The organism is Agromyces sp. NPDC057679 (assembly GCF_042799635.1).
GTDB lineage: Bacteria > Actinomycetota > Actinomycetes > Actinomycetales > Microbacteriaceae > Agromyces.
This window is the reverse complement of sequence record NZ_JBHVIK010000004.1, coordinates 226,900-252,107: the sequence shown is the minus strand read 5'-3', so window position 1 is coordinate 252,107 and position 25,208 is coordinate 226,900. Positions and strand designations below refer to the sequence as shown.

Annotated in this window: 33 protein-coding genes; 14 read left to right on the top strand and 19 right to left on the bottom strand. The window is 66.6% G+C overall.

What is annotated here, in order from left to right:
• Window positions 1-20: 20 nt before the first annotated feature.
• Genes ACFVAJ_RS17905 through ACFVAJ_RS17875 form a run of 7 tightly spaced genes read right to left on the bottom strand, consistent with a single transcriptional unit; the run spans window position 21 to window position 3,278 of the window.
• Window positions 21-344, bottom strand: coding sequence for a hypothetical protein (locus ACFVAJ_RS17905; RefSeq protein ID WP_376946490.1), 324 nt, complete (start codon window positions 342-344; stop codon window positions 21-23).
• A gap of 54 nt (window positions 345-398) precedes the next feature.
• On the bottom strand, window positions 399-929 hold the full coding sequence (locus tag ACFVAJ_RS17900) for a hypothetical protein (RefSeq protein WP_376946488.1): 531 nt from the start codon (window positions 927-929) through the stop codon (window positions 399-401).
• Window positions 926-1,327: a hypothetical protein gene (locus ACFVAJ_RS17895; RefSeq protein ID WP_376946486.1), complete on the bottom strand. Its 402-nt coding sequence runs from the start codon at window positions 1,325-1,327 to the stop codon at window positions 926-928. The genes ACFVAJ_RS17900 and ACFVAJ_RS17895 overlap by 4 nt, the downstream gene beginning before the upstream one ends.
• 15 nt (window positions 1,328-1,342) lie before the next feature.
• Entirely contained in the window at window positions 1,343-2,110 is a 768-nt protein-coding gene (locus tag ACFVAJ_RS17890; RefSeq protein WP_376946484.1) for a hypothetical protein, read from the bottom strand.
• 8 nt (window positions 2,111-2,118) lie between these two features.
• Window positions 2,119-2,688 carry a hypothetical protein gene (locus tag ACFVAJ_RS17885; RefSeq protein ID WP_376946482.1) on the bottom strand — a complete coding sequence of 190 codons (570 nt, stop codon included), beginning with the start codon at window positions 2,686-2,688 and terminating at the stop codon, window positions 2,119-2,121.
• Complete coding sequence (locus ACFVAJ_RS17880) at window positions 2,678-3,043, bottom strand: hypothetical protein (protein WP_376946480.1); 366 nt, start codon at window positions 3,041-3,043, stop codon at window positions 2,678-2,680. Before ACFVAJ_RS17880 ends, ACFVAJ_RS17885 begins: the two co-directional genes overlap by 11 nt.
• Window positions 3,036-3,278, bottom strand: coding sequence for a hypothetical protein (locus ACFVAJ_RS17875; protein WP_376946478.1), 243 nt, complete (start codon window positions 3,276-3,278; stop codon window positions 3,036-3,038). Before ACFVAJ_RS17875 ends, ACFVAJ_RS17880 begins: the two co-directional genes overlap by 8 nt.
• Window positions 3,279-3,528: 250 nt before the next feature.
• Here ACFVAJ_RS17875 and ACFVAJ_RS17870 point away from each other — a divergent pair, with 250 nt between their 5' ends.
• From ACFVAJ_RS17870 to ACFVAJ_RS17860, 3 genes are read left to right on the top strand one after another with little or no spacing between them, the layout of a single operon-like run.
• The gene (locus ACFVAJ_RS17870; RefSeq protein WP_376946476.1) at window positions 3,529-4,455 is read left to right on the top strand and encodes an ATP-grasp domain-containing protein; all 927 of its coding nucleotides are present in this window, start codon (window positions 3,529-3,531) and stop codon (window positions 4,453-4,455) included.
• Window positions 4,456-4,500: 45 nt separating this feature from the next.
• On the top strand, window positions 4,501-5,367 hold the full coding sequence (locus ACFVAJ_RS17865; RefSeq protein ID WP_376946474.1) for a hypothetical protein: 867 nt from the start codon (window positions 4,501-4,503) through the stop codon (window positions 5,365-5,367).
• A gap of 21 nt (window positions 5,368-5,388) precedes the next feature.
• Window positions 5,389-6,123 (top strand): hypothetical protein, encoded by a 735-nt coding sequence (locus tag ACFVAJ_RS17860; protein ID WP_376946471.1) that lies wholly within the window; start codon window positions 5,389-5,391, stop codon window positions 6,121-6,123.
• Here ACFVAJ_RS17860 and ACFVAJ_RS17855 read toward each other — a convergent pair whose 3' ends face one another.
• Complete coding sequence (locus ACFVAJ_RS17855) at window positions 6,124-7,209, bottom strand: competence protein CoiA (protein ID WP_376946468.1); 1,086 nt, start codon at window positions 7,207-7,209, stop codon at window positions 6,124-6,126.
• Between the two features lie 135 nt (window positions 7,210-7,344).
• On the opposite strand from ACFVAJ_RS17855, the gene ACFVAJ_RS17850 reads away from it, so the two are divergent.
• The 6 genes from ACFVAJ_RS17850 to ACFVAJ_RS17825 all read left to right on the top strand — a co-directional run bounded on the left by ACFVAJ_RS17850 (window position 7,345) and on the right by ACFVAJ_RS17825 (window position 10,580).
• Window positions 7,345-7,779 (top strand): hypothetical protein, encoded by a 435-nt coding sequence (locus ACFVAJ_RS17850; RefSeq protein WP_376946466.1) that lies wholly within the window; start codon window positions 7,345-7,347, stop codon window positions 7,777-7,779.
• Window positions 7,776-8,540, top strand: a complete 765-nt coding sequence (locus ACFVAJ_RS17845; RefSeq protein ID WP_376946463.1) for a hypothetical protein — start codon at window positions 7,776-7,778, stop codon at window positions 8,538-8,540. Before ACFVAJ_RS17850 ends, ACFVAJ_RS17845 begins: the two co-directional genes overlap by 4 nt.
• A gap of 47 nt (window positions 8,541-8,587) precedes the next feature.
• Window positions 8,588-9,202 carry a hypothetical protein gene (locus ACFVAJ_RS17840; RefSeq protein WP_376946461.1) on the top strand — a complete coding sequence of 205 codons (615 nt, stop codon included), beginning with the start codon at window positions 8,588-8,590 and terminating at the stop codon, window positions 9,200-9,202.
• A 172-nt stretch (window positions 9,203-9,374) separates the two neighbouring features.
• On the top strand, window positions 9,375-9,569 hold the full coding sequence (locus ACFVAJ_RS17835) for a hypothetical protein (RefSeq protein WP_376946458.1): 195 nt from the start codon (window positions 9,375-9,377) through the stop codon (window positions 9,567-9,569).
• A complete protein-coding gene (locus tag ACFVAJ_RS17830; protein ID WP_376946456.1) occupies window positions 9,569-10,150 on the top strand; it encodes a hypothetical protein in 582 nt (193 codons plus the stop codon). The genes ACFVAJ_RS17835 and ACFVAJ_RS17830 overlap by 1 nt, the downstream gene beginning before the upstream one ends.
• Entirely contained in the window at window positions 10,143-10,580 is a 438-nt protein-coding gene (locus ACFVAJ_RS17825) for a hypothetical protein (protein ID WP_376946454.1), read from the top strand. Before ACFVAJ_RS17830 ends, ACFVAJ_RS17825 begins: the two co-directional genes overlap by 8 nt.
• Window positions 10,581-11,153: 573 nt before the next feature.
• Here the strand turns inward: ACFVAJ_RS17825 and ACFVAJ_RS17820 are convergent.
• The 3 genes from ACFVAJ_RS17820 to ACFVAJ_RS17810 form a co-directional block, all read right to left on the bottom strand.
• On the bottom strand, window positions 11,154-11,519 hold the full coding sequence (locus tag ACFVAJ_RS17820; protein ID WP_376946452.1) for a hypothetical protein: 366 nt from the start codon (window positions 11,517-11,519) through the stop codon (window positions 11,154-11,156).
• A gap of 4 nt (window positions 11,520-11,523) precedes the next feature.
• Window positions 11,524-11,754 carry a hypothetical protein gene (locus ACFVAJ_RS17815; RefSeq protein ID WP_376946450.1) on the bottom strand — a complete coding sequence of 77 codons (231 nt, stop codon included), beginning with the start codon at window positions 11,752-11,754 and terminating at the stop codon, window positions 11,524-11,526.
• 69 nt (window positions 11,755-11,823) lie between these two features.
• Window positions 11,824-12,711, bottom strand: coding sequence for a helix-turn-helix domain-containing protein (locus ACFVAJ_RS17810; RefSeq protein ID WP_376946448.1), 888 nt, complete (start codon window positions 12,709-12,711; stop codon window positions 11,824-11,826).
• A gap of 38 nt (window positions 12,712-12,749) precedes the next feature.
• On the opposite strand from ACFVAJ_RS17810, the gene ACFVAJ_RS17805 reads away from it, so the two are divergent.
• Window positions 12,750-13,340, top strand: coding sequence for a hypothetical protein (locus ACFVAJ_RS17805; protein ID WP_376946446.1), 591 nt, complete (start codon window positions 12,750-12,752; stop codon window positions 13,338-13,340).
• Window positions 13,341-13,399: 59 nt separating this feature from the next.
• Here the strand turns inward: ACFVAJ_RS17805 and ACFVAJ_RS17800 are convergent, their stop codons facing one another.
• Complete coding sequence (locus tag ACFVAJ_RS17800) at window positions 13,400-14,020, bottom strand: SHOCT domain-containing protein (protein WP_376946443.1); 621 nt, start codon at window positions 14,018-14,020, stop codon at window positions 13,400-13,402.
• A 139-nt stretch (window positions 14,021-14,159) separates the two neighbouring features.
• On the opposite strand from ACFVAJ_RS17800, the gene ACFVAJ_RS17795 reads away from it, so the two are divergent.
• The 3 genes from ACFVAJ_RS17795 to ACFVAJ_RS17785 all read left to right on the top strand — a co-directional run bounded on the left by ACFVAJ_RS17795 (window position 14,160) and on the right by ACFVAJ_RS17785 (window position 15,193).
• Window positions 14,160-14,504, top strand: coding sequence for a hypothetical protein (locus ACFVAJ_RS17795; RefSeq protein ID WP_376946441.1), 345 nt, complete (start codon window positions 14,160-14,162; stop codon window positions 14,502-14,504).
• A gap of 82 nt (window positions 14,505-14,586) precedes the next feature.
• Window positions 14,587-14,856 carry a hypothetical protein gene (locus tag ACFVAJ_RS17790; protein WP_376946439.1) on the top strand — a complete coding sequence of 90 codons (270 nt, stop codon included), beginning with the start codon at window positions 14,587-14,589 and terminating at the stop codon, window positions 14,854-14,856.
• A 22-nt stretch (window positions 14,857-14,878) separates the two neighbouring features.
• Window positions 14,879-15,193, top strand: coding sequence for a hypothetical protein (locus ACFVAJ_RS17785; protein ID WP_376946437.1), 315 nt, complete (start codon window positions 14,879-14,881; stop codon window positions 15,191-15,193).
• Between the two features lie 27 nt (window positions 15,194-15,220).
• Here the strand turns inward: ACFVAJ_RS17785 and ACFVAJ_RS17780 are convergent, their stop codons facing one another.
• Entirely contained in the window at window positions 15,221-15,760 is a 540-nt protein-coding gene (locus tag ACFVAJ_RS17780; protein ID WP_376946435.1) for a hypothetical protein, read from the bottom strand.
• A 134-nt stretch (window positions 15,761-15,894) separates the two neighbouring features.
• Between ACFVAJ_RS17780 and ACFVAJ_RS17775 the strand changes: the two genes are divergently transcribed.
• Complete coding sequence (locus ACFVAJ_RS17775) at window positions 15,895-16,608, top strand: STM3941 family protein (RefSeq protein ID WP_376946433.1); 714 nt, start codon at window positions 15,895-15,897, stop codon at window positions 16,606-16,608.
• A gap of 22 nt (window positions 16,609-16,630) precedes the next feature.
• Here ACFVAJ_RS17775 and ACFVAJ_RS17770 read toward each other — a convergent pair whose 3' ends face one another.
• The 6 genes from ACFVAJ_RS17770 to ACFVAJ_RS17745 form a co-directional block, all read right to left on the bottom strand.
• Window positions 16,631-17,257 carry an HAD family hydrolase gene (locus ACFVAJ_RS17770; protein ID WP_376946430.1) on the bottom strand — a complete coding sequence of 209 codons (627 nt, stop codon included), beginning with the start codon at window positions 17,255-17,257 and terminating at the stop codon, window positions 16,631-16,633.
• 30 nt (window positions 17,258-17,287) lie between these two features.
• On the bottom strand, window positions 17,288-18,202 hold the full coding sequence (locus ACFVAJ_RS17765) for a hypothetical protein (protein WP_376946428.1): 915 nt from the start codon (window positions 18,200-18,202) through the stop codon (window positions 17,288-17,290).
• A gap of 24 nt (window positions 18,203-18,226) precedes the next feature.
• A complete protein-coding gene (locus tag ACFVAJ_RS17760) occupies window positions 18,227-21,121 on the bottom strand; it encodes a zinc-dependent metalloprotease family protein (RefSeq protein ID WP_376946426.1) in 2,895 nt (964 codons plus the stop codon).
• A gap of 34 nt (window positions 21,122-21,155) precedes the next feature.
• The gene (locus tag ACFVAJ_RS17755) at window positions 21,156-21,371 is read right to left on the bottom strand and encodes a hypothetical protein (RefSeq protein ID WP_376946424.1); all 216 of its coding nucleotides are present in this window, start codon (window positions 21,369-21,371) and stop codon (window positions 21,156-21,158) included.
• Window positions 21,368-21,865: a hypothetical protein gene (locus tag ACFVAJ_RS17750; RefSeq protein WP_376946422.1), complete on the bottom strand. Its 498-nt coding sequence runs from the start codon at window positions 21,863-21,865 to the stop codon at window positions 21,368-21,370. Before ACFVAJ_RS17750 ends, ACFVAJ_RS17755 begins: the two co-directional genes overlap by 4 nt.
• 310 nt (window positions 21,866-22,175) lie before the next feature.
• Window positions 22,176-25,133 carry a hypothetical protein gene (locus ACFVAJ_RS17745; protein WP_376946420.1) on the bottom strand — a complete coding sequence of 986 codons (2,958 nt, stop codon included), beginning with the start codon at window positions 25,131-25,133 and terminating at the stop codon, window positions 22,176-22,178.
• Between the last annotated feature and the right edge of the window lie 75 nt (window positions 25,134-25,208).

Here is a 25,208-nt window from a genome sequence, read left to right as displayed (position 1 = left end):
AGGTTCGTGCAGGCAGGTGGTTACCCAGCCGGGTACGGTTCGAGCGGAGCCCGGCGGCTCTCGGTTCGCCCGATCGTGTGGGCGAGGTCGTGCTTGCAGACCCCGCATCCGCGGCGGTACTGCGGCTCACCGAGGCGAGGGTCATCGGTTACCGTCAGCCCCGTCTCCGGGTTCCACTGGAGATCGTTCTCGCCTCGCCGGTCGTAGAGGCAGAACGAGACGTCGGAGCCGTTCGCGTAGAAGTGCGGACGCCGGGCGTACCCGCGGCCGCGGAGGGGCTTCACCCACCATTCGCCGGTGACCTTGCGGGGCGCGTCTGCGACTGCCTGCTCGGTGTTCGTCATCGAGGCTGACTCCTTCTGTCCGGAAGGGTCATGCGCGGAAAAGTCGCGGGCTGATCACAGGAGCGCCTTGCCGGCGTCGGTGATCGTCGCAGTGCGGCGGCTGACCTCGATCAGCCCGAGCCGTCGGAGCGGCACCGCCGTGCTGTTCTCGTGCTTCACCAGGTAGTGCGGGTTCGCGGAGTTCGCGATCGTTGCCAGAAGCTTCCGCTGCGAGGCGGTGAGCTGAGGCAGGCTAACCACGGCTGACGCATGTGGCTCGATGTACTCCGGCGCCGAAGCCCCGGCTTCAGTGAGGGTGAAGAAGCTGTTGTGCACCGTGATGTACCCGGCCACCTCGAGGCCTGCAGCGACACGGTGCTGAGCGCCGGTGATCATGTGCTGCACCTTCCCGGCCGAGGCCGCCTGGCGGGCGCGCTCGAGCAGCACCTTCTGCGGGCCGGTGAGCGTCTCGTGCGGCGCGACCGGCCTGGGTGCGATCTCGGCTGGCTCGGCGGCGACGCGAGGTTCAGCATGACCGGCCTCAGCGGCGACAGCTTCGGTGAGGCGGAGGATGATCCCCTTCGGACCCTGTTCGAACCCGATCATGCCTGCACCGCCGACACCGCGTCGGCAACCCGGTGGCCGCTGTCCGTGATCCGGCGCCAGTCGGAGGCGACGCGGGACGCGACGAAGAAGATCGGCTCGGGGTGCCCGTGGTTCCCTCGATCAGCGGCCTTCTGCATTCTCCGCTCTGCAGCCCGCTGAACGATCGGGATGGTGAGGTCGGCCCCGTTCGCTTCCTCGTCGGCGAACCGGATGACGGCACCGGACGGGGTGGTGTACTCGAGCGCGTACTCACGCCCGTACACCTCACCGTTCTCGCCGAGCGTTTCCGCAGCGGCGCGATGGATGCGGATGATCTCCGCCTGCGAGAGGAGCCCGTGCTCCTTGTTCTCGCCTTCGAGCGCTTCGATGAAGCGGGCGGCGAGCTCGGATGCGAACATGGGTCCTCCCCGGGGTCAGTGATCTTGGTCGGGACCTCCATGCGCGGGGCGGTCGAGTTCGTCGCCGGCGTCCTGGAGGAGCTTCACGACGGCCGCGGTGACGTTCGATCCGCCGACCGGGTACCCGTCGACGATGTTCTGCGCTGCGCGGCGGAGGAACGAGCCCTGGCTGCGGCCTCCGGGGAACGGGATGTACGGGGTGGGGACGGTGATGGTCGGCGACCCAGTGGGGAGGGTGCCGATCTTCGTCTCCTCGGCTCCGGCGAGGTCGACGAGGACGGGGAAGATCCGCATCATGTCGGCGACGGTGCGGAGGAACGCGCCGCCGTCGGGGATCTCGAGGTCGTCGTACTTGCTGCTCGCGAGGACGTACTGGACGTCGGAGTCCTCGTCCGGGATCGCGAGCTCCGAGCCGTCAGCGGAGACTTCCATGAGCCGGGGCGCCCACCCGATGATCTGGTCGGCGATGCGGCGCGCCTCGGCGAACAGCTCGGTCGTGGTGTCCGGGATCTCGACGCGGCCTGCGACGGTGCCCTCGTCTGCGGCGCCGGCGAGGAATCGCCCTTCGCGGGCTGCATCCGCCTGAGCTGCAGCTGCCTGCTTGTGGTCGGCGTGCCAGCGCTTCCTGGCGCCTCCGGTCGCGAGGATGTCGGACAGCTCGCCGCAGGAGCACAGGGCTCGGCCTTCACCGGACGTGCCGCTGTGGGTTCGGTTGCCGACGTCGTCGTGCGCGGCGCCTTCAGCGGCCAGTCCGTGGCCGGAGACTCGGGTGTTCCTGGGCATAGGTTCCTTCAGCGTCGAGAGGTGTCGTCGGATTCAGTCCGCAACATGCGCGGGATGGATGTCGGCCACATGAAGTCGTCGGCGTTCAACACGAGGTCTGCTCGTGGTGCGAGTTCCCCGTCCATCAGCATGGTCCCACCGAGGAGAAGGCCCTCGCCCTCCTCGATCGCCTCCTTCGCTTGATAGAACGCCAAGAGGTCCTGGTCGAGGCCGTACGGTCGGGCTTGCGGGATGTCGGCTCGGTCGATCGCCGCCCGCGCTCGGTGGAGATGCAACGCCGCAGTTTTCAGTTGGCGGCGCTGCTTCTTCGTCGGCTCCCACCCGGAGATGCCGTCGCGGCGGAACTGATCGTCGCGCGCTGCTGCTTGGGGGAGCCAGAGCATGTTCCGGTCGGTGTCGCGGATGACGATGCCTTCGGCGATCGCGGAGTTCACGACGAACGGCATCTCCGAAACTGAAATCCCGAGTTCGCGGGCGACAAGCCGGACGGTCTCCTGCTCCGAGGCAGATCCGCCGGCGTCGTGGAGAGTGCGGACGGTGGCAGCGAAGCGCCGTTCGAGTTCCCAGTCACGCTCCAACAGGCACCTCCTCGGCCGACGGTGCGACGTTGCCGCACCCGATGCACGTGCCGATCTTCAGGTCGAAGAGTTCGACGTCTGCCTTAGTGACGATCCGGATGCAACCCGTGATCAGGTCGGCACAGTCGACGTACTCGAGGTCGAACAGCGAGGCTCGTCGATACTTGTCGTACGCCTCAGGCTTCACGCCGAACTTGGCGAGCTCGGAGTCTTTCCAGTCCGCCCAACGGTGGCGCGGCCACAGCTCGCGGAGCTCGACGTACTCGTACCCGCCGGCGATGCCGCAGATGTCGATGTCGTTCAGCTTCAGCGATGCGGGCGTCTCGCCGCACTGCAGGCAGGAGCGTTCAGCCACGCTGCGCCTCGCGGGCGGCGTGAGCGGCGCCCTTCTCGTAAGCTTCGCGGTACGCGAGAAGGATCATGATCTGCCCGGAGCCGTCGGGGAACGCCTCCTCGGCGGGGACCTTGTGGCCCTCGGCGGCGCCGCGGTCGAAGACCTCCTGGAACACGAGAACGAGGCCTCGAGGGGCGGACTCCAGGTACGGGTACGCGGCGACGGCGGCGTCGGACGGTTCGTAGATCTCGGGCATGGTGTCTCCTTCGGGTGTCTTGTCGTCTCACCCATGCGCGGGCGCGAACGGAGTATGGCCGCGCATGGGTTGCTGGAACATCCGCATCTGATTGGACACCATGCTCTCGACCGACATCGCGATCGACCGTACTACCGCCGCCGACGCGGAGCCGACTCAATGGCTCGTCACCCAGCGGCCGCTTGAGAGCCCGCCGGTTCGCCGTACAGACGACGAGGCCGGCGCGCGTGAACAGCAGCTTCGTGCCCTCATGGCCGCTCACGTGGACCCGGCATTCGCGACCCCTGGTGCGGGCGATTACGAGGACTTCTTCGAGGACGCCACACGGCTCGACGCGGCGATCGCGGCTGCGGGGCTCGAGAACGTGTGGCTGCACCGTCGCGGTGAAGCGAAGAACCTCGCCACCGGTGAGGTCAAGAAGCCCGGCGCCGGTTGGCAGCCGTGGGGTGTCCAGTCGTCGAACTCCCTCAACATGGCTGTGATCACGCCGGGGTTCCACCCGTTGCAGGTCGAGCTCGACGTCGACCGGTACCCGCACTGGAACGTGTTCCAGCAGAACGCCGGCCGGAGGCTCCACCTCGCTGGCGTCGGCCTCGAAGGGGCGGGTTTCGAGATGGTCGACGCGATCCGCGACCTCGTCGCGGACGGCGGGAAGATCGTCGTGAAGACGGTCCAGTCGAAGAAGGGCATCTGGTTCAACGAGATCTCAGGCCCTGACGACGCCCAGCGGTTCGTCGACGACGCGATCATGGACATCGCGTTCCACATGCTCGGCGCCCCGAGGGCGTTCCTCGTGCAGCAGCACGTGACGATGGAGTACGAGTACCGGCTGTTCGTCGTCGACGGTCAAGTCGTGACCGGTGCCGGCGCGATCGAAGAGCACACCCCGATTGACGCGACCTGCCGGCCGTTCAACAACGCAGTGAGGAAGAACCGCGCGCTCCACTCCCCCATTGAAGACCGTCCCGACATCGTCGACGAGCTCGTCTACTTCGGGCAGCACATCGCGGACGAGATCAAGGCGGGCCCCGGCGTCAACCTGACCCGGTACGTGCTCGACGTCGCCATCGGGGAGAACGGTCCGCTCATCGTCGAGTTCAACTCGATGCTGAACTCCGGCCTGTACGCGTCAGACCCGACGGCGGTGGCGCGGAAGGTCAACTCCCTCCGATCCTGAACGTCGGCTGGTGCAAGTCACCGCTATGACGCATACGGTTCCGGAGTGCTGTCAAAAGAACTCTCCCCGGAAGTCGACCGAATCGGCCGTCACGCAGGACGTCAAGTCCCACTCGGGTTCTCCGACGAAGTCACCGAGGAGACTATCCGTCAGGCTGTCGCAGAACCGCTGAAGGCGCTGACCGGGGACCGGAAGCTCGCACGGCGGCTCATCTCCGCCACGCTGGCGTTCTCGCTCACCTTTGTCGCGATGGCCGTTTCTGTGTCGGCGGCCCTGCCGGGCAACGGGCTGGTTCAAGCACTCGTCGCCGTCACAGTTGTTTTGCTCCTCGCTTACGTCGCCTGGTTCGTCCTCCGTGCCGTGGTGACCGCACGGGCGCATCAGCGGCGAACCCTTTCGTTGGAACTCCAAGCGATCACTGCGGCCTGGCATGAGATCTTCCGCCGGCATGACCGCGGCGAGTTCGTCACCGAGGAGGAGACCATGCGGCCCCGGTACCCGGCGCCAGCACCGATCAGGTTCCCTGCCGATATCGCCGAGCTCAGGCAGTACACCGCGAAGTGGCTGCGCTACCTCGGAGCGATCGACGCGGTTCCCGCAGGCCCTCGTTCAGCGTTCCACGCTGAGTCCGGAGCTCTCGCCGGGATCGCCAGAATCGGACTACGGCGAGCGGAAGTCCACTCCGCTGACGTCCACCTGCTCGCTGAAGAAGCCAGGAAGCTGGAGCAGATCGCTGTGATCTTCACCGACGGTCGGGTCGTCCCGCCGTCAGCGCAGGTCGCCGACCTGGCCGGCGTCGCCCTGTTCCAGATCGACGTAGAGCGAAGCACCATCGCCCCGTCCAACACCCGGGCTAACGCACTGCTCCGCGCCGTCGAAGAGAACCGGTCCCCGGCGACGATCGCAGCGTAGCCGTCCGCGCATGGTCGAGACATGACGCAGACCATCCCCGCAACGAATCACATCGACCGACCGTTCCTTCGGGAAGAGTTGCTCAGCGAAGTAAAGGTCGGACGAGCAGTCCGGGCTGTCAGCCCCGGCGGGCGTCGCACCTTCGTCGGACCGGTCGGCCGAGTAAAGAGCGGGCGCGGCTTCCAGTTCGAAGCGATCGTCGCCGGAGTCACCATTGACGCCCGCTGGTCGGTGTACCCGTCGAGCTCGATCGAAGCGTTCGTCCCGGCACCGCTCGAGGTGACCGCCGAGGAGATCCGCGACATCATCGCAGACCTCGAAGCGGAGGGCGGCAGCGCGTTGAACCCGGTCGGTATCGCCGACATCTGCAAGTACGTCATCGGGTTCGACCCGGTCTACGGACGCACGAACCGTGGCGGCGGCGGCCGGTCTGCCGGCGCATGGATGCGCGAGCACTTCGCAGTGTCGAAGGCGGAGAAGGCGATCGCCGAGCTCGTCGACGACGGCGTCATTATGAAGGTCAGCCAGCCTTCGAGCCGAGAGGAGAAGGCTGCGGAGGTCGGCATCGTTTCATACTGGCGGCGGCGCGCTGGCTGGGTGACGGTCGCCGCGTACGATGAGCGAACTCAGCAGCGAGCTGACGAGAGGCGTGCAGCCAAGATCGAAAAGCTTCGAGTCGAAGCGCAGCAGATCGTCGCAGCGCGCTACCCGGATGAGGTCGAGGCGGAGCTGGATCGGCTGCTCGCCGGAGTGTGATCAGCCGGTCGGCGGGTTGCACCAGTGCCCGCCGGTCCCGAATGCCGCCGGGGACTCTGCCGGTGCTGGGGCGATGATCATCTGCTCTTCAGTCCACGATCTCGATCGTTCCTCGCGGACGTACATGTTCCCGAACGGCGCCCGGCAGGAGGGGCAAGCGAACCCGTAGTGGGTGGTTGCTGCCTGCTTCGTTCGTCGGAAGGTGAACGCCGCCCGTTTCTGCAGCGAGGTGACCGCAGCCTGCACGTCCGGAGACCCTTCGGCTGGCATCTCAGCGGGGAAGATCCGGTCCGTGTCGTACTCGTACGGATCGAGGAAGCTGAACCCGGACCACCGGTCGTTGAGGACGGAAGTGTGGTGGCAGTCCTGGCAGCGGATCGCCTTCTGGTCGGCGACATGCCAGATCTGCGACCAGCCGGCGCACGACCAGCATTTCTGCCACACCCATTCGATGGCGACGCCGGGTGCCCCGTCGCTGTGCGGCCGCCACCTTCTCGGGTAGGCACGAAGCAGCGCGGTCACCATCGCACCGAGCTCGCGTTCGCCGACCGCGTGCGGCACCTCGAGTTTCGGGGAGGCGGTGAACACCCCGTCGACGGCTGTGAGGCTGAACACCGGGACGTGAAGGTCCCACTCTTTCCAGGTGGCCTGGTGCCTGGAGAACCAGTACGCGTCGATCCCGTCCGCGCGGTACCGGGCGGTGCGTGCGACGTAGTCCGCCGGTGTCTGATGAGACCATTGCACTTCGAGCGCGACACGATGCTCACCTCGGGAGGCGAGGACATCCGCCACCCAGGCGCGGTCCGGCCCAGGCATCTCCGGTTCGGCGTCCCAGCCGGCGGCGATCGCGGCGCGGACGATGATCTCCTTCGCTCGGAGATGCTCCGGGGACTCTGGCTTGTGGCCGACGTCGCAGTGTGATCCCGGCCAGTGGGCGAAGAACCTGGTCCCGTACCTGTTCTCCTTCGGGACCGCTCGAGCGCCGCAGGGCAGCGCGACGGACGAGGCCCGAAGAGAAGCCCACCGCTCCTCGTCGACGAGCGGCGCGGCGACGCGCGTCTCACCGTCCATCGCGACCAACGGCATCGGCGCCGCCTCCCTCCGCTGTCCGTGGGGTGATCGTATCCGCGACGACCGACGTGACGGAATCCTGGCGGGTGGACTCTCCCGCGCATGAACTCATCGAAACGAGAGACACCGCCCACAACAGATCGAGCAACCATGGCCGACCCGACCAACATCACCACCACACTGGCGTCCGAGCTGTACAAGCACCGCGAACGCGAGTACCTCGAAGGCGTCTTCCCGGACGGACCATGGGGCGGCGGCGGGTGGGTGTGTTCCTGCGGCAAGCTCCTCGATCCTGCCGACTACGTCGCTGCGCCAGCCGGTATCCCGGCGGTCAGCTGGTGGCACGAGCAGCATCGGGGAGCCGCGATCATCGACGTGCTCGGCATCACCGTGACCGAACAGTGGGGTGTGTACGCTCCGCAGCGCGACGAGATCGTCGTTGCGGAGACCGAGAAGGATGCCCGCTTCTGGAAGGGGCGCCTCGAGGTTGTCCCGAACGTCAGCGCGCCGCTGTACCGACGCGACGTCCTGCACAGCGAGAGCGACTGGCGCCTCGCGGGCAACGAATCCGAGGAGACCCGATGATGTTTGACCAGATCGCGACATACCCGAAAGCTTGGCAGCCAGTACTTGCCGCGCTGCTCGAAGTCCTCAACGAGTACGCACCCGGCACAGTCACCCTCAAGTCAGTCGACCATGTCGGCGACGAGGTGAAGATCACGATCGCCGTCCCATGGCACAGCGACACGATCTCGTCCGCGCACCGAGTCGCAGAGCGAACCCTGACGAAGATGGTCGCGGCGCCAGCGCCCGTCGACCTTCCGCCCGCTGACGGCGGTGAGCTGAGCGCGACCGGCGAGGCGTGGAGGTTGTGGAAGTCGTCGGTGGAGATCATCCGGAACGGCGAACACGTCCCGTTCGACGCGAACCTCCGAGATTACCCGCTGGCGATCTCGGCGTTCTACGCCGGCTGGCACCGCGCCACCCGGCAGAACATGACCGTCGGCGGAGCCGTGCCGGAGGCGCCGACCGTTGACGTCGACCACCTCGAGCAGGTGAGGGCCGAGGCAGACGCCGCCGGCTTCGCTCGCGGCATGGCGTTCATCGGTGACCTCCTCGGAGACATGCCGATCCGTTCCGCAAGCAGCTCCCATGAGCCCGAGCTCACGATCGACATGATCAACCTCACCAAGGTGCGAGAAGTCGCCGAGGGCTCGAGCGACCCGTCGCAATGGGCGGACGACGCCGTGCACTGCCGCCAGACCTTCGACCACGCACCGCACTGGTGGTCCGAGTACGTCGACGGCCGCAACCCGGTGCGCATCCCGCACTACTGCCTCGGGTAGAACCCACCCTGGGCAGAACCCGACTGACCGACAAGGAGCCCCCTGTAGTGGCTGAGCATGCCGAGAACATCGTCGACCTGGTCGCTCTTGCGATCGCGAAGTCCATGCCCGGGTGGAACGACGACACCGAGGACGGTGACTTCACGTACTACTGGGAGGAGATCAACGAGTCCGCGCTCAAGCATGGCCGCGGCTACGCTGTCGCCGCCCTCGAAGCCCTCGCCGACGCCGGGATCCCACTCATCCCAGTCGCACCTACCTCAGAGGTGGTCGCCGGACGCGAAGAGCTCGCCGCGGTCATCGAGCGCGGCTGGGGGAACCCAGCCTGGAACGGCACCACCCTCCGCCCGATCGACCGGCAGCTCGCCGACGCGGTCCTCGAGTCGGTGTGGCTCGCACGGGTGAAAGCGGCTGCCGTCGAGGGTGAGCGGAAGACCATCGCTGAGGCCATCTGGGACGACGAGCAGCGCTGCGGCGAAGCGATCGCAGATGTCGACCCCGACAAGATCGGAACCCACCACTACGCGCATCTCAACGGCCGACTGCTCGGCCTCCAACGGGCCCGAGACATCGCAGCCGATATCTCCCTGCGCGGCCCGCAAGACATCGAGCCCGCCTTGGACGCGGCCCTCGCGCCCGACGCCGAAGAGGAGGCCCGATGACGTCCTGCCACTGCGACGGGCCGCCACACCCGTTCTCGCCGAGCTGGTGCGGCGCCGGCCGCGGCTCCGACGGGAAGCCGATCAACAAGGATCTCCGTGCCGCTGAACTCGAACTGCAAGCCGCGCGGCTGCGAGGCGAAGCCTCCGCGGCGGCCAGCGCCAGGCGGCCGCGATGAGCGCGTACCCGATCTGGGTCATCATGTGCAGCGTCGACGGTGAACCGGTCGACTTCGACGCGCACGCCGACACGCTCCGGAAAGCACGATCGAACGCGCGAGCTCTCGGCTGGCAGACGGGCAGCGGCACCCGCGGGCCTGACTTCTGCCCGAAACACATCCCCGCACCGGAAACATCGAAGGAGAGCTGATGCCAGACACCCACACGACCAACGTGCCGACCGTGAAGACGAGGCCGGAAGCTGTCGCAACGACGATCGCCGAGATCCTCGCTGAGACGCATCTGGGCCACCTGGACATGCTGCCTCGCGAAGACGGATCGATCCCGTGCGAGTGCAGAGACGATGCAGGCGAGTCGTACTTCGAACATCTGAACCGACACCTCACCGATGCTGTCTTCACCGTGTTCGACACCCTCGGCGTCGACTGGACCTCCGGGACGGAGATGCGGAACCCGGACGGGGTCGCCGCCGCACGCGAGCGCGAATGGGCTGTTGAGTCCCCCACCTACGTCGGCGGTGAGTTCGACCGGCGGATCACCGCGCCGAGCGTCGGCCGACCGCCGTTCACCGAGGAGGCCGCGAGGAAGTACGCCGAGGAGATGACCCGATCCCGATACGACGCCCGTGTCGCCAGCCGAGAAGTCGGCCCGTGGGAGCCGGTCGTCACCTCCGGGCCTGTGCCGGTGCTCGAGCGGAAGTATCTCCCGCATGATGTCGGGAGTGTGGACTGGGCTGGCGCCGGCGGGCATGGAGGGTGGCCTGGTGCCTGAGCGGCAGACCGTCGCGGAGCATGTCGCCCGTCTCCGCGGTATCTGGGGCGACCGGGATGACCAGGTGCGCTGGCATTTGTACCGTGCGGTGCACGACGACGTGAGGTTCCACAGCGAAGCCTGGGACCCCGACCGTGAAGCGCACGCTGCCGGTCTGCAGGCGGTCTGGGAAGCAGCGCTTCTCAGAGGCGGAACCCCGGAGGACATCAGCCAGCCAGAGCTTCCGCCGCTGCTGGCATGGGACGGACTGCCGCCGTGCGAGTGCCCAGGTGACGGGCCGGAGAGCCCGGACGAGGATCACGAAAACTACTGCCCGCGCGCTGAAACCAACAGCAACGAAGCAGCCGATGAACCGTACGACTGGAAGGCAGACGCACGAGCTGCGACGATCGAGCATCTGCGAGCCTCCGTCGCACACCGAGATGTCTGACCGTTTCGAGATCACCGAGCTGACGCCCTGCTCCTGCCGTAAGCGTCTCTTCGCTGTCCGCGACCTTCAGTCCGGCGAAGAGCGAATCGCGCATGTCGGTCATCTGAGCCCGCACGACCGGAGTCACGACAAGGTGCGCGAGCTCCTCGCTGCTGAGCGTGCGGCCGCGGCCGCCGGGCAGAGGTAGATCAGCATGGTCGAGGGGTTCATCGTCCTCGCAGTTGTAGTGGTCGCAGCAGCGGTCGCCCGAACGATCATCGGCGCGGTGCAAAACCACCGTGATCATCTCCGCGGCCGGGAAGGCGTGCTGACTCCGGCCATCGGTTGGCGGCGCTGGGATCGCAAGTACGGCAGTGCAGGGTCACGCAAAACTCCCGCAAAACTCCCTGTCGTTGACGAGGAAGAACTCCCACGCGGGGACGTGATGAGCTGCTGGGACACGAGCCGGCACTTCTCACACGGCTGGTCGCACGAACCATGGCCGAGAGCTCAGCGCCAGTTCCACTGGTGCCCCGGGCGTGGGTTCCGCGAAGGGGAAGACAACAGCGCCTGGGATTGGCGCTGAACCGGGATCTACCCCCACCCGGTGGTCGGCGTCGCGCCCTGGCGGATCGCTTTCTCGGCGGTCTCCCGCCAGGTGCGCTGCTTCGCCCATGGGAGCCGGTCGTATCGCCATTCGGTGCCGGCGGTCGTCCACTGGGTCTCGGCGAGGAATCGCGCGAACCCTTCGATCGTCTCGGCTGACACCTCGAGCGCGACGATGACCTCGTCATCCGGGGCGAATGTGACGACCCGATCTCCGTCGAGGGTGACCGTGACGATGCCCGGTGAGCGTTCGAGCTTCACGATGACGTTCGGGGTCTCGAACGACGCCGGCGAGACGAGCCCAGCGGACAGGTGGAACCCGGACAGCTGCCCGGCGAAAAGGCCGATGTTCACCGAGTCAGCCGACCTTGCGGATGATGAACTCCACCTCGAACTCGCCGACGATCTCACCCTTCTTGCCGTACTGCGTGACCTCGAGGATGCCGGGCTTCGTCTCGGACGATTCGTAGGAGAACCACCCACCGACCCCGTTCTCGTACGCGTACGCGAGGTCCTCGACGATCACCTCAGCGGTGAGAGTGGTCGGGATCGGGGCGTCGGGCTCGGTGACGTCGTATCCGGTGGCCATGATCAGTCCTTCAGGTCGGTGGTCGGGGTCTTCACGGGCATCATGCGCGGACGGGAGAGCAGCAGAAGGTTACCGACGGTCGGCGGTGGAGGTCATCCCGAGCTCTGCGAGCGTCTTGAAGAGCACCGGAACAGCTGCGCCGGCGGCGGCCTCGGCCTGGCTGCAGGCGCTGACGCCACCAGTTGCGTTCACCGTGTGGGACACCCTCGCGCCGACCGCGAGGGCGTACCGGCGGATCGTGGAGAGGTTCGGGTCGGCGTCGTACCGTTCGAACTGCCTGACGGTGTCGACGGAGACGCCCATCCGCTCGGCGACCTGCTCGACGGTGAGGCCTGATGCGACCCGCGCGCGAACGAGCGCTGAGTGCATGGCTGTGTCCTGGTCGACGAGGTGGTCGGCGAGCTCGGAGATCGGGTCGGCCTGCTTCGCCAGCGACGGGGTGAGCGAGTCGACGCAGGAGCCGATGACGTCCATCCAGTCGTGCGCGAACTGCTGGGGGCCGGTGACCTGCATGCTCCGGCCGATGTACTTCGTCCAGCGCACCTCGACACCGGTGGGCCGGTGCAGGAAGTTGGGGCGGACGATGACGCAGGCCGGGTTGTGGTCGTGCTCGGCGTACCAGGCGGCGACAGACTTCGCGCGCGAACAGCTGCAACTGGACGCGATGAGGGCCTCGAGGTCGGCGAGATCCTGTTCCGTCAGTTCGCTGCAGCCCTGCTCGTGCGGGATCGTTTCCTCGAGCTTCCATTCGGCGGCGTCATGACCGCAGTCGCAGTCGGCTTCCGTGTACGGGTGCATCTCGAAGATGTGGTTCGTGTGCTCGGCACCGTATCCGTCGCCGAGGAAGTGGCCGCGGTCCCCGATGGCTCGTTCGATCTCACCGGCGAGCAGTTTCAGGCAGGCGGTGATCAGCGACTCGGTCGCGGTGAGCTGGGTTCGGAGGTTCGCGGCTGGCACGTCGTCCACATGCGCGGCCGCCCGCGCATGATGGGTTCATGACCGAGACCCTGCTGCCGATCGAGGCGTTCGACGGCTCAAAGCCGCTCGCCGCGACCGACTTCGACGGCGTCCTGAACCTGTTCCCTGAGCCTCCAGGCCAGATGGTCCGGAACCCGGAGCCTCCGGCGGGCGCTGTGCGGCGCCGTGTCCGGACCGCGCACGGTCAGAAGTACCTCATCGACTTCTACCAGGACATCGTCGACGAGTTCGACGACCTGGTCCGCACCTTCCAGGTGGAGCTCGGCTGGAACACCACGTGGGGCCCGAACATCCGCGCGGTGATCGAGCAAGCGTTCGACGGGAAGCTCGCCGGCGGGTTCGTGCTGAAGAAGCAGCCACCGAAGTACCGCGGCCACCGGCCGGCGGACTGGAAGCTCAAGGGGCTGCGGGACCGCATCGCGGTGACCGGGCAGCCGTGGATCTGGTCGGACGACGAGGTGATCCTCGCCGAGATGGTCACGAACCCGGCGTTCGACGAGTCACATGTCGGTGACGCGCCAGGGCTGTTCTTCACACCGGACCAGGAGTTCGGGTTGACCGAATCGGATCTCGCTCGGATGCGGGCGTTCCTCGTGGAGCACGCGTAGTCGTCATCAACGAAGAAGCCCCTCGCCACAACGGTGAGGGGCTTCTTCGTTGATGGGAGTCAGATCCTGGAGAGGAGCTCCGTCTTCTTCGTCTCGAACTCCTCGGGCGTGAGGATGCCGGCGTCGCGGAGCGCGCCGAGCTGCTGGAGCGCGGACATGACGTCCTGCTGCGGGGCTGCCGGCGCCGCTGCAGGCGCGGGCGGCGCTGCCAGGGCGGGTGCCGCGGGCGTGGGAAGCTGCTGGGCGGGCCCTGCGGCCGCCGGTGCAGGCTGAACCGCAGGGGTGTCACCGGTCGAGCTGAACGACTCCGGGTTGATCGGGTCGACGTGCTCGCCGTGCATGAGCCGCTGCACGACGTCCTTCACCTTCGCAGCCTCCGCGTGGGAAACCCGCATGTCGAGGGTGTTCCCGGCAGTGATGACCTGCACCTTGGAGTTCATCATCCCGTCGCGCTTCGTGACGATCGAGGTGATGTTCTTGATCGGGATCATCTCCGTCTCGTGCTTCCCGTTCTTCACACCCGTCGCCAGGAGGCTGACCCCGCCGGTCAGGATGCCGGCGGTGATCTTCCCGCCGGAGACGCCGCGCGGCTTCTCCCACTCCACGTGGGTGTCGTACACCCTGACGCGGGCGTTCTTCCCGAGGATGTGCGACGTGAACGAGTAGATGAGGGTGGACATTCTGGGCCTTCCAAGGTCGGGTACAGCGCGGCGATCCGGTCGACGGCGACCGGCGCAACACATCCGGCCGGGACAGTGCAGAAACCGAGTCCTGGCCGGATTCGATGAGCATAACGGGGCGGCCGCGCATGTGGGAGATATGTTCGACACCCCAACCGACGACGAGCTCGAGCAAGTCCGCCAGTTCACCGGCACTCCCGAGCAACTCATCGAGCTCGTGCGCGAGCTCTGGTCCCCCGAAGATTTCGTCACGATCACGAAGATCCCGGAGTCGAAGGCCGTAGCGGTCAGGTTCGTCACGGGCGGCTGGTCGGGGAACGAGGAGATCATCGGCACGCTCAAGCGGACGTTCCTCAGGATGTTCTGGCGTTCCTCCACGAGCGGCGGTGCGCACGAGTTCCACGTTCCTGCAGCGATGTGGGAGGCGCCGCTCGACATCCGGTTCCCGGCGCCGAAGTGCCCGCACTGCCACCGCGAAATCTGAGTCACAGACGCGACGGGCACCAGCGCTGTTCGGCGCGCCCTGACGGGTATCGACCAGCCCTGCGAAGGATGGAGTGAAGCCCATGAGTACCAAGAACCCGAACCCCAGCATCCTCACGAGCCGGACGGCCACCCGAACCGTCGCCGGCACCCCTTCACGTCAGCTCCCGCACGACAACGGATGGCGCCAGCGCGTCGGCCCGATCACCCCGGCCGACGAAGAGAACAGCAGCAGCAGCAGCAGCAGCAGCAGCCAGCCGAGGCCCATCGTCGCCGTGTCGAGCATGTTCGTCGCGCTCGGTGTGATGAGCGTGACCACGATCGAGCTGCTCGCGCACCTGCCGTTCCTCTGAAGCCTCCGCGCATGTGGTCGGCATGCAGAACGAAACCCTCCCTCGCCGCGCCCGCGTCCTCGGCAAGATCAGCCCGCTGATCTTCGAGCAGGAGACCCTCTGGGTCAGCGGCACCGGCTACCAGCACGAGATTGCCGACCAGGACGACTTCACCGACCACCACCTGGTCAAGCTGATCGACTGGTTGACCTTGAACTGTGTCCCGCTCTGGGTGTCCGCCGGCTGCCCGGGTGTCGATTCGGGCGAGCCGGACGAGGTTCGCGCTGCTGAGTGGCTGCGCGGGACCGAGCTCATGGACGCCCTGCTTCGACAGATGACCCTTCGGAACATCGCCTAGCCCGCGTAGTAGGCACGGCTCCCGGTTCTAGTCCTTGTCGTTCTCGAGGACGTTGCTGACGTAGGTGTCGACGTCCATGCCGTACATCTCCGCGGTCTCGCGGTCACGCCAGTTGAGCTCGGAATGCGACCCGTACCATTCGTGCTGCATCTGCCGTTTCGACTTCGTGGCTGAGTCTCCCGAGGAACCGTGGGCGCCTGCCTCTGAGGGCTTCGACGTCCGACCCGCGTACCCGATCTCATCGAGATACCCATCAGCCCAGCGGCGCAGCGCGGACCTTCCCTGAGCTTTGTTGGACGCGCCCAGCATGAACATCAGCCCAACGAACGTCGCGATGGCAGCTGGGATCGAAAGCAGGAACCCGAAGTTCACGTCGACGATGAGGGCAGCGCCGGCTGACAGCATCACCGCAGCCCAGACAAGGACGACCTGGAGCACACCCTGATTCTGGGTGTACTTCCCCGGCAGGTGCTTCTTCGGGTCGGTTGCCGGGTTGGCAGCGAGCCGTTGCCGGCGGTCGTACTCGTCCCGTTCCACACGTGTGAGAAGGTCACGCTCGATCGACATGCCCAGATCTTAGGGGCAGCTGCAGACGCTAGGCGATACTGACTGCCGCATCGGCCGGCAGCTGCCCTGCTGCTCAAGTCTGCTCTTGTGGGCTGGCCACCCGTTCTGGTATCCCTCAGCATTAGGCCTCCCGGATGGGGAGGTTCGAGGGGAGGTCTCAAGTGGCCGATGACTCGGGCGCTGGCATCCACTCTGGGGGCTCGGCGGCGGGCCCCGTCCTCACGTACGAGCTCAACCGCAGGAAGATGTTGTGGCTCACAGTTTTCCCCGCCGTCTTCGCGGTGTTCGGAGTCTTCGGCGGCATCGTGTCAGGATCCATCATCCTTGCAGCGGTGTCGCTCCTATTCTTCGGCGGGCTGGCATGGCTTCTGTACCGCCGAGTTCGCGACGCACACCCGGTACTCTTCGCCGATGCCGCCGGCATCCATCTGCTCCCCGCAGGAGCAGGGGTCATCCCGTGGGGTGACATCGAGCACGTTCGGGTGTCGCAGTACGCCGGCGTCAAGTACGTCGGAGTTCGGCTCCGGTCCTACGACAACCTGGTCCGGTCGGTGTCCTCAGAGATGAGGGAGAAGCAGGCTCTCGCGCTGAAGCGTTCAGGTCAGGCGATGATCGCGATCAGCCCTTTCGCGGTCGAGACGATCCTGGACGTCCACGAAGCCGTGCAGGAGGCTGAACGGCTCGATCGCGTGGACACCAGATACGTCGACGAGGCTGTCGTCAAGGCAATGCAGGCGAATCGGAAGAGGATGGGTGTGGACCTCGCCTGGTCCGGTGCATCATTCAGCAAGAAGCCCGAGATCGTGACTGATGAGCTCGAGGTGTACCGGCGACAGGCCGTCGCCTAGCGAGCGCCGCGAACTGCGACGATCAAGCGATACTGACTGCCGCATCGGCCGGCAGCAGGCCGAGGGTCTGCTTGGTGTGCACCCCGACGGTCCACGCCCCGAGCTTCTGGCCGAGCATGATGTACCCGGCGCGGTCGTCCAGGATTACCTGCGGTGCGAGCTCGGTGATCTTCCCCGCCTTCGACCCGTCACCGCGTTCGATCATCCGGACGTGCGGGAGCCCGATGTGCTCGAGCACCGCACGGTTCGAGTCGAAGTCACCGTTGGAGAGCACCAGCTGGGTGGCGCCGGCGAGGTGGAATGCTTCGACGAGGTCTTCAGCGATCCACGATGCGGTCACCTCTGCGATCGCCGCGTCGACGTAGAGGTTGCGGCGTTCGGCGATCATCTCGACCGGTGAGTCGACCGGTGCGCCTTGGCTGGCGAGCCGTTCCCAGGTGGCTTCCTCCGGTGTTCCCATCACCTGGTCGAACCAGCCCGGTTCCGGGGTGTATCCGCGTCTGGTGAGCAGCTCGAGGATGGTCTTGCGGTGCAGGTGTTCGGTGTCGACGATGGTGCCGTCGAAGTCCCAGACGACGAGCCCGTCTTGGGCTTTCAGGATCGTCTGTTCACGCTCGATCGACGAGGGCCAGGTATTGCGAAGGTGCATGGATGTGAGACATGCGGCTGACGGCCGCGGTCAGCGTCCCAGCGCGTACGCGTACCCGGCGAGACGGTCGTCCGGGATCGTCTTCCACAGCTCGTTGTAGGAGAGGCTGCCGGGCTCGTAGTCGCGGACGATCGCGGCGTCCTTCAGGTTGTCGACGTACATCGACGATGTCTCGCTCGTGAGGAGCGGAGCGTCGTCCGGCGCCCAGAAGTACCCGTTGACGATGCCGTCTCCCCGCTGGATATCGGTGGCGAAGAACAGGCAGCCGTTCAGGTTCGTGCGCGCGGACGCCATCGCGCCGAAGTCGTGGCCCTTCACCATGAACACGGCGGCCACGGTCTCCTGCTCGGGCGGGTAGCCGTCACCGTAGTCGGGGATCTTCGAGAAGTCGGGCGGTGTGGGCTCGTCGACGACGGGAATCAGCGATGCCTTGTCGTTGAACGCCGCGGCGAGCTTGTCCTGCTTCCCGTACCCGGCCTCGACGGCGAGGAAGGTCGGAGTGTCGATGCTCCACCCTCGGGAGCGAGACCCCTTGAGGAGAAGGAAGTCACCGTGACCGCGAACCTCTGCGATCACCGGGTCGCCGTGCAGCTCGAAGAGCGCGGTGAACGGCTTGTCCGCTGCGACGAGCTGGTCAGCCTTCTCGCGAGCAGCGGCTCGCTCGGCGTCGGTGAACGTCGACACCGTCGCGCCCTTCAGGATGTTCGCGTGCGGGTACCCGCCCATCCGAACAGTGACCCATCCGTTCTCAACGCTGATCGGGCTGGTGTTCTCCGACTCGAGGCCGTAGATGCCCTTGGTGTTGGCTGCTCGTGGGGTGAACCGGTCAGCCTCCGTGTGGCCGGACGTTGCGATCGTGACCTCCGAGCCGGAGTTCACGTGGCCTGCGAAACGGCCGTCCTTCGTGTTGTGGAGCGAGCCGTTCAGGTCCTGGATGGTGTGCATGCAGGACTGAGTGTGCGGCGGACCTCAGCCGGCCTTCACTGCTGGACTCTGGCCGACTGCATCCAGGAATCCGGCCTTGGAGCCGGTCACCTTCACGGAGATCTGCTTGCCTCGGTCGGCTTCCGTCACCTTGTACGTCCGGAAGGTCGAGCCGGCGATCGCCTTCCCGTCGCGGAGCCACTGGTACTTGATCGTCGACGGGAATGGGTTCCACCCCGAACCGAAGTTCGCAGTGAGCGTCTGTCCGGGCTTCACCGACCCTGTGAAGGTCGGCTTCCCCGGAGTGGCTGGCTTCCCTGAAGGGGTTTGCAGCAGCACCGTGGTTTTCGTGGATGGAGCGCTCACCATGGAGCGCGTCTGGTACCCGGATCGAGCGATGGTGATCTTCACGGTGACGAAATGACCGACATCCGCGGAGGTCTGCACGTACTTCGACTTCGTCGCGCCGGCGATCGCCTTCCCGTCGCGGAGCCACTGGTACGAGATCGACGTCGCTGCCGGCGCCCAGTCAGCGCCGGGGCTGGCGGTGAGGGTCTGCGAAACCCGGCGTGCGCCGGACACGGCAGGCACAGCCTTCCCGGAGAACTGCTGCGCTGCCACGGTGATCAGCTTGTCCGAGCTCCGCCAGGTCTTCGGCGCGTACCCGGCTCGGCTGTACGTGATCGCCACGGCGGTGTTCGTTCCGACGTCCAGGGTTGTGAGCTTGTACGTCTTCGCGGTCGCGCCGGCGATCGCCTTCCCGTCGCGGAACCACTGGTACTGGACGCTCGTCGGGGCGGGCGTCCAAGCTGCCGGTGCGGCGGTGAGGGTGGAGTTCAGCACCCTGGTTCCGGCGATCCCGGGCAGGCCGGACCCGATGAAGGTCGGAAGCTCCACCTTGATGCCGGAGCTCGTCCAGGTCTTCGTGCGGAATCCGGACTTCGAGTAGGTGGCTGAGACCGTCAGGGTCTTCCCGAGATCGGCGGCCGCGATCGTGTATGAAGCGCTTCGCCCGGCTGGGGTTTGGATCTTCACCCCGTTCAGCATCCACTGGTGGCTGATCAGGGTCGGTGTCGGCCCCCAGTTCGCGCCCCGAGAGGCGGTGACGGTCTTCCCTGGCTGGACAACCCCGGTGATCTTCAACGGGTCGGTCCCGGTGAACTCCTGCAGGGTGACGATCGCCTCCGGCAGGCTGGTCAGAGTCCGGCTGAGGTAGCCGTCGAGCTTCGAGGTGACTGCAGCGGTCAGCTGGGTGCCGGAGTCCTCCTCGGTGGTCTTGTACGCGTTCGATGTCGCGCCGGCGATCGCCTTCCCGTTGCGGAACCACTGGTACGAGTAGGTGCCGGTCGGCGCCCATCCGGGCCCAGGTGCCACGGCCATCAGCTCACCGATCTGGCCCTTGCCGATGATGACTGGGAGTGCATCACCGGTGAACGTCTTCGTCACGGACGAGCTCAGTGTGACGGTCGCAGTCGCGGTCGCTCCCGAGGCGGCGTTCACGGTGATCTTCACGTTCTTGCTGTTCGAGGTGAACGTCGACCCGACCGGCCAGCGAAGCCAGGTCTGTGTCGCCGCCGAGCCGGTCCGGTACGGGGTGACGACTGACGCGTTCGCCACGATCTTCATGATGCGGACCCCGCCGCCGAGCCCTGACTTGAACGTGTAGAGCGCGTTCGTGTCGCGGCCTGTGCCGTTCCGGTACTCGAGGTAGTAGACGTCTCCGGTGTCCGGGTCGATGATCTTCGCCGCGCGGGCTCCGCTGAGTGCGGACGCGGCGTTCAGGGTGACGGTCTTCGTGACGGTGACACCCTGCCCGGAGGAGACGTTCAGGAGGTCGGCTGCCGGGTAGGCGCCGAGCCGTGCCTTGTGGGTTGCGTTCAGCGCTGGGAGCTGTGCGTTGGTGCGGCAGGCCGGGTCGCAGATCACGTACCCGCGACCCATGACGTCGTACAGGTCGTCGTACTCGAGCGCAGCGCAGCCTGGCTTGTCGTAGGCCGGGTAGGTGCAGTTCTCGAGGTTCGAGTGGCGGAGGGAGATGTTGTGGCCGAGCTCGTGCGCGACGGTCTGGTCGAGGACGAACTGGTTGTACGAAGCCCAGGAAAGCCCGCCGTTGTCGGGCCCGCTCCCGACGGTGCCGAGCCCGGAACCGGTTCCGCAGTTGGCGGGTGCGATGACGAGCAGGTGGGTGGAGGGGCTCTGCCAGTAGAAGTTGGAGGTTGATCGGCCGAGCTTCACGGAAGCTTCTGTCCAGACGGTGCTCTGCGCGCAGACGTCGGCGGCGGTCTGGTATCGGACGATCTTCCCGACGTTGAAGCCGAGGACTTTGCCGCCGGTCTGCTCCTTGAAGAACGCGGAGACTCGGGTCATCATCGCCCGGACGGCGTTGTCGTCGACCGGTGCGACGTTCGTGCCGTCCTTCGATGTGACGACAGCGATCTCGACGGTGTGGGCGACCGGGGTTGCGGCGGCGGCCTGGACTTGCGGCTCTTCGACGGTGGCGTTGACCGCTTCGAAGGTGGCGCCGACCTCGGCTGCAGCGGCGACAACTTCCTGGCCTGCGGCGGTGTCTGCGTCGACGGTGCCGGCGATGTCGACCGGGACCGAGGCTGGGATTTCGACGACCGCTTCGACTGCAGCGCCCGGTGGTGTGTCCTCCGGGATGGCGTCGCCTTCGACGGGAACCCATTGCCCGTCGTCGGTGACGATGTGGTTCTGCGTTGCCGCGTCTGCGGGCCCGTCGACGTTGATCTGGCCTTCGGCGGTGTCTTCGGATTCGACGACGACGAGGTGCCCGGTGACCTTCAGCTGTCCGGGTTCGTCGGCGTGAGCCGGGGTGACGGCGCCTGCTGCCAGCGCGGCGATGACGGTGAACGTGAATGCCGCTGTGACGGTCTTCCGGAGCGGTGACCGGCCGGTGGCGGCTGGAGTAGACGTGCCCATACCCGGTAGGTATGCGGCAAATGTTGAGCTCAGCTCAGTGGAGGCAGTGCTTCGCGTGGTCGCGGAGGCGCTCTTTCGCGTCGTCGGCGCGGCCAGGCTCCCAGGTGATCTGCTCCTTGCAGTTCCGGCATCGTCGGGTCTCCATCCGGGTGAAGGACGGATGCATCAGGTACCTGCCGATCGCGACGAAGATGCCGGCGGTTCCGATGCCGACACTGACGATCACGAGGATCGCGAGGGCTGGCGTCACAGGTCGACCGTTCTGTGCTCGAGCTCAGCCCATTCTTCCCAGTGCAGGGACGGCAGCCAACCCCACATGTCGTCGCCGCGGAGCGCTTGAGCGGCGGCGCGCATGCCGCCGATCTCGGAGTAGATCGCCTGATCAGTGGGCGACAGGCTCCAGAACGAGAACGGGGTGCCGTCTGCGATCAGCTTCCGAGTCTCTGCGGAGAGGTACTCCATGCGACGGTCGGCGAGCCATTCGAGGCGTTCGGGAGCGGACAGGCGGCGGGTGGCCGGCGTCTCTGGGTTGCGGTCCGGGAGTCCGTCGGCGTCGACGATCGCTTCGGCTTCGAGCACCGCCTCCGGCGGAACTGTCTTCCAGCGGCCGCGCTTGGAGCGTTGCACGGTGACCTCGTCGGTGATGCTCCAGTGGGAGACGGCGAGATCGAGACTGTCGAGTCCTTCGTCGACGATGCCGGAGCCGTCGATGAGCACCCGGTACTCGTACTTCTTCTCAGGCATCCGGCTGCTCTGCCTTCCAGAACTCCGGGTTCGCAGTGGGTGCCGGTGCGAGACGGTCATCCCAGCCGGGCGGGACGGGTACCGGCTTCCGCGGCCGGATGAGCACCGCGATCGGGCCGAAGGCGACAACGCGAGCTCCGTCCGGGAAGCCGAGCTTCACGGCGGTCTGAACCTGCGGGGCGGAGATTCTGCTGATGGCGGGCATGAAATTCACATGCGCGGATCCGGGCTTCGTGACGCAGAATGTGGGTGGGGAACCAGAAGAGCCCCGGCCGTACAAGGCCGGGGCTCAATCTGTTGCGGTCGAGTCTTAGAAGACGCGGAACTTCCCGGTCGTTGTGTTCAGCTCGAGCGAACCCTTCTCGAACTGCTGGACGATGAGGTTCCCGTTCACTGTCGCAGTGGCCTTCGGGTACCCGAGGGAACCGGTCAGGAAGCCACGCTTCACCCACTCGGTGAACAGCTTCGAGTGCACCAGGTGCGCACCGGTTCCGGGCTTGTAGAACGCCTGCCCGCCCTGGAACGACTGGCTGTACCCGCCGCCAGCGGCAACGGACACCTTCGACGTCGGCCACGACCAGGCGCCGTTCGGGCCGCTGGCACCTTCGTAGGCGGTGAGGATCGCCGGGAACACCTGGAAGGTGCCGAACCTGGACGAGAACAGGTTCCCGCCCTGGAACTTCTGCGACGTGCCACCACCGTTCTGGGTGTACGCCCGTGCCGGCTCCGACGGGTACCCGAGGGCGCCGGCCGGGCCGCCCTGAGCGGAGTACTCGGCGAGGATCGCACCGGACATCAGCTGCGGCGTCGTCCCGGCCGACATGAACACGGTGCCGTTGGTGAAACGCTGCTTGCAGCCGGACTTCACGAGGTTGCATGCGCCGGCGTCGAGCGGCCAGCCCCACGCACCCGACTCCGCTCCAGCTGCGATGAACCCTGCCCGAAGCTGCGGGAGGATTTCGCGGGCGGTCATCCCCGTCTTCGCGTAGAGGGTGCCTCCCGAGAACGACTGGGAGACGCCGCCGCCGTTCGCGGTGGAGGCCTTCTCATCCGAGGTGGGGAACCCGTACCGGCCGTTCACGTGACCGGCTTTGATCCACTCGGTCTGGATGGTGCCGGGCTTCACGAACCGGGCACCGGTGGTCGACTTGTAGAACGCCTGCCCGTTCGTGAACTCCTGAACGCAGCCGCTGCCCTTCAGGGTGCAGCTGGCGGCGCCGGTCGGCCAGCCCCACGTCTTCCCGGCGCCGCCGGCGGCGACGTATGCGCTGTCGAAGTACGCGGGGACGGCACGGGTCGCCGCGTCGGACTGGTAGATGGTGCCGTTCTGGAACTTCTGGGTGACCCCACCGGCAACAGCCTTCTCCGGCTCGGTCGGGTACCCGAAGGTGCCCTGCGTGTGACCGACTGCCGACCAGGCGGAAAGGATCTTCGACTTCACCGACTGCGGAGCGGTCTTCGCCGACGCGAACACCGTGGCGTTCGAGAACGCCTGTGACACTCCCCCGTCGCGGAGTCCGGTCTTCGGTGCTGCGGCCGGCCAGCCCCACGCTCCGGCGGGCCCACCGGCAGCGGTGTACGCCGCCTGCAGCTTGTCCTGCACGGTCATCGTCCCGAACTTCGAGGAGTACAGCGTGCCCTTCTGGAACTGACCGACGACGCCGCCGCCGTTCCCGGCGATCGCGGACTCTCCCGAGGTCGGGTAGCCGAGCGAGCCGCCCGGGCCGCCGAGCGACTTGTACGCGGCGTTCAACTTCTCACCGATGATGTGGGCTCCGGTTCCGGAGCTCCAGTACGTGTGGCCGCCGGTGAACAGCTGGTACGTGCCACCGCCGGTCTGCGCGGCCGGCTTCCCTGCAGGCCATCCCCACTTGCCGGCCGGGCCGGATGCTGCGACGTAGGCGGTGCGGACGGGGCCGTTCACGAGGGTGATCGTCCCTCGAGGTGACGAGTAGATGGTGCCGCCGTCGAACTCGGTGACGGAGCCGCCGCCGTTCGCGGTGGTCGCAGTCTCCGCGGACTTCGGGTACTTCAGGGCACCGGCAGCGCCTCCCGCGGCGTCGTGCTCGGTGACGAGCTTCTTCTGCAGGTACACCGGTGCCGAACCGTCGGACTTCACGTAAGCGCGGCCATTCATGAAGTTCTGGAAGCAGCCTCCGGCTGCGCTGCAGTCGCCGTTCCCGGTCGGGAACCCCCACTTGCCAGCCGGGCCGGATGCTGCGAGGTAGGCGGTGCGGACAGGGCCGTTCCCGACGGTGAAAGCACCGTATGTGCTCGTCCAGTAGATGGTGCCGCCCGCGAATTCCTGCTTCACACCACCGGTGATGCTGACCTCGACGGCGAGAGGGTTCCCGAGAGGACCCGAGCCCGCCCCGGTGCGCTTCCACTCGGTGAGGATGCCGCCGCGAACCTCGGGGATCGACGGGGCGCCGGTGGTGGAACCGAACCAGTCGTTGAAGATCCGCCAGAAGTTCCGGTTGCCGTACGCGGAGCATCCGTCTCCGGTGCCGTACAGGTTGTTCAGCGCCGCCTGGTTCGGACGGTACGGGGTGTAGATGTAGAGCCCGGCGGTCGCCTGGTTCTGGATGTACACGTCAGACCGGCCGCAGGAGGAGTTCGGGTGGTAGAGGATGCTGTTCGTGCGTCCTGCGATGTAGCCGCGGTCGAGCGGGCGGGCCTGGTACTTCTTGAACTGCCATGCGGCGTTGTAGACCTGGTTGAAGAACCCGTAGTAGTTGATGTCGCAGTCGGCGGTGTCCGGGCATCCGTACCCGGTCGCGGAGCGGTACTGACGGTCGCCTGGCCAGTCGTCGGTGACGAGCGACTGCTCCTTCTCGAGGAGGACGAGCAGGCTCTGCGGGTTGATCTTGCAGGCAGTCGCGACCTTGTAGATGATCTGCGCTGCGGACTCGCCCGCGACACCGGCGTACGCGGCGCACCCTTCGCTCTTCACGGTCTGGCTGGTGGTGTTCTGCCTGAAGTCTTTCAGGCAGACGTAGCCGCTCCGGCAGTTGGGAACCTTCGACTGCAGGAATGACTGGATCTGCGCGACCGTCATCGCGGACGAGTTGTAGAACACGGAGTCGGCGATGATCATGCCGGGGTTGAAGTCCGACCCGGTGACCGCTTCCGCTGTCGATGTTGGCGCGACGGTGGCGGGTGCTGCGACGATCGCGGACGTTGCGATCGCGGCGGCGCCGAGGATGATCATCGTCCGCTGCCAGACGGCGCGGAGTGTGCGTTTCGTGGTGACGGCTTCGCCGTTCATGGCTCCCTTTCACATGTCCGATCAGGCGCGGGCCTGACAGGTTGGTACATCAAGGGAGGAATGCGGCGAGCCGGG

Excerpts from the sequence above, each read along its gene's own strand:
- ACFVAJ_RS17895 (WP_376946486.1), bottom strand. The coding sequence starts at position 1,327 with ATGTTCGCATCCGAGCTCGCCGCCCGCTTCATCGAAGCGCTCGAAGGC.
- ACFVAJ_RS17815 (WP_376946450.1), bottom strand. The coding sequence starts at position 11,754 with ATGGCCACCGGATACGACGTCACCGAGCCCGACGCCCCGATCCCGACC.
- ACFVAJ_RS17805 (WP_376946446.1), top strand. The coding sequence starts at position 12,750 with ATGACCGAGACCCTGCTGCCGATCGAGGCGTTCGACGGCTCAAAGCCG.
- ACFVAJ_RS17745 (WP_376946420.1), bottom strand. The coding sequence starts at position 25,133 with ATGAACGGCGAAGCCGTCACCACGAAACGCACACTCCGCGCCGTCTGG.
- ACFVAJ_RS17850 (WP_376946466.1), top strand. The coding sequence starts at position 7,345 with ATGGCCGACCCGACCAACATCACCACCACACTGGCGTCCGAGCTGTAC.
- ACFVAJ_RS17875 (WP_376946478.1), bottom strand. The coding sequence starts at position 3,278 with ATGCCCGAGATCTACGAACCGTCCGACGCCGCCGTCGCCGCGTACCCG.
- ACFVAJ_RS17760 (WP_376946426.1), bottom strand. The coding sequence starts at position 21,121 with ATGGGCACGTCTACTCCAGCCGCCACCGGCCGGTCACCGCTCCGGAAG.
- ACFVAJ_RS17770 (WP_376946430.1), bottom strand. The coding sequence starts at position 17,257 with ATGCACCTTCGCAATACCTGGCCCTCGTCGATCGAGCGTGAACAGACG.
- ACFVAJ_RS17845 (WP_376946463.1), top strand. The coding sequence starts at position 7,776 with ATGATGTTTGACCAGATCGCGACATACCCGAAAGCTTGGCAGCCAGTA.
- ACFVAJ_RS17830 (WP_376946456.1), top strand. The coding sequence starts at position 9,569 with ATGCCAGACACCCACACGACCAACGTGCCGACCGTGAAGACGAGGCCG.
- ACFVAJ_RS17785 (WP_376946437.1), top strand. The coding sequence starts at position 14,879 with ATGCAGAACGAAACCCTCCCTCGCCGCGCCCGCGTCCTCGGCAAGATC.
- ACFVAJ_RS17870 (WP_376946476.1), top strand. The coding sequence starts at position 3,529 with ATGGCCGCTCACGTGGACCCGGCATTCGCGACCCCTGGTGCGGGCGAT.
- ACFVAJ_RS17860 (WP_376946471.1), top strand. The coding sequence starts at position 5,389 with ATGACGCAGACCATCCCCGCAACGAATCACATCGACCGACCGTTCCTT.
- ACFVAJ_RS17750 (WP_376946422.1), bottom strand. The coding sequence starts at position 21,865 with ATGCCTGAGAAGAAGTACGAGTACCGGGTGCTCATCGACGGCTCCGGC.
- ACFVAJ_RS17900 (WP_376946488.1), bottom strand. The coding sequence starts at position 929 with ATGATCGGGTTCGAACAGGGTCCGAAGGGGATCATCCTCCGCCTCACC.
- ACFVAJ_RS17765 (WP_376946428.1), bottom strand. The coding sequence starts at position 18,202 with ATGCACACCATCCAGGACCTGAACGGCTCGCTCCACAACACGAAGGAC.
- ACFVAJ_RS17795 (WP_376946441.1), top strand. The coding sequence starts at position 14,160 with ATGTTCGACACCCCAACCGACGACGAGCTCGAGCAAGTCCGCCAGTTC.
- ACFVAJ_RS17905 (WP_376946490.1), bottom strand. The coding sequence starts at position 344 with ATGACGAACACCGAGCAGGCAGTCGCAGACGCGCCCCGCAAGGTCACC.
- ACFVAJ_RS17775 (WP_376946433.1), top strand. The coding sequence starts at position 15,895 with ATGGGGAGGTTCGAGGGGAGGTCTCAAGTGGCCGATGACTCGGGCGCT.
- ACFVAJ_RS17800 (WP_376946443.1), bottom strand. The coding sequence starts at position 14,020 with ATGTCCACCCTCATCTACTCGTTCACGTCGCACATCCTCGGGAAGAAC.
- ACFVAJ_RS17780 (WP_376946435.1), bottom strand. The coding sequence starts at position 15,760 with ATGTCGATCGAGCGTGACCTTCTCACACGTGTGGAACGGGACGAGTAC.
- ACFVAJ_RS17790 (WP_376946439.1), top strand. The coding sequence starts at position 14,587 with ATGAGTACCAAGAACCCGAACCCCAGCATCCTCACGAGCCGGACGGCC.
- ACFVAJ_RS17855 (WP_376946468.1), bottom strand. The coding sequence starts at position 7,209 with ATGCCGTTGGTCGCGATGGACGGTGAGACGCGCGTCGCCGCGCCGCTC.
- ACFVAJ_RS17835 (WP_376946458.1), top strand. The coding sequence starts at position 9,375 with ATGAGCGCGTACCCGATCTGGGTCATCATGTGCAGCGTCGACGGTGAA.
- ACFVAJ_RS17890 (WP_376946484.1), bottom strand. The coding sequence starts at position 2,110 with ATGCCCAGGAACACCCGAGTCTCCGGCCACGGACTGGCCGCTGAAGGC.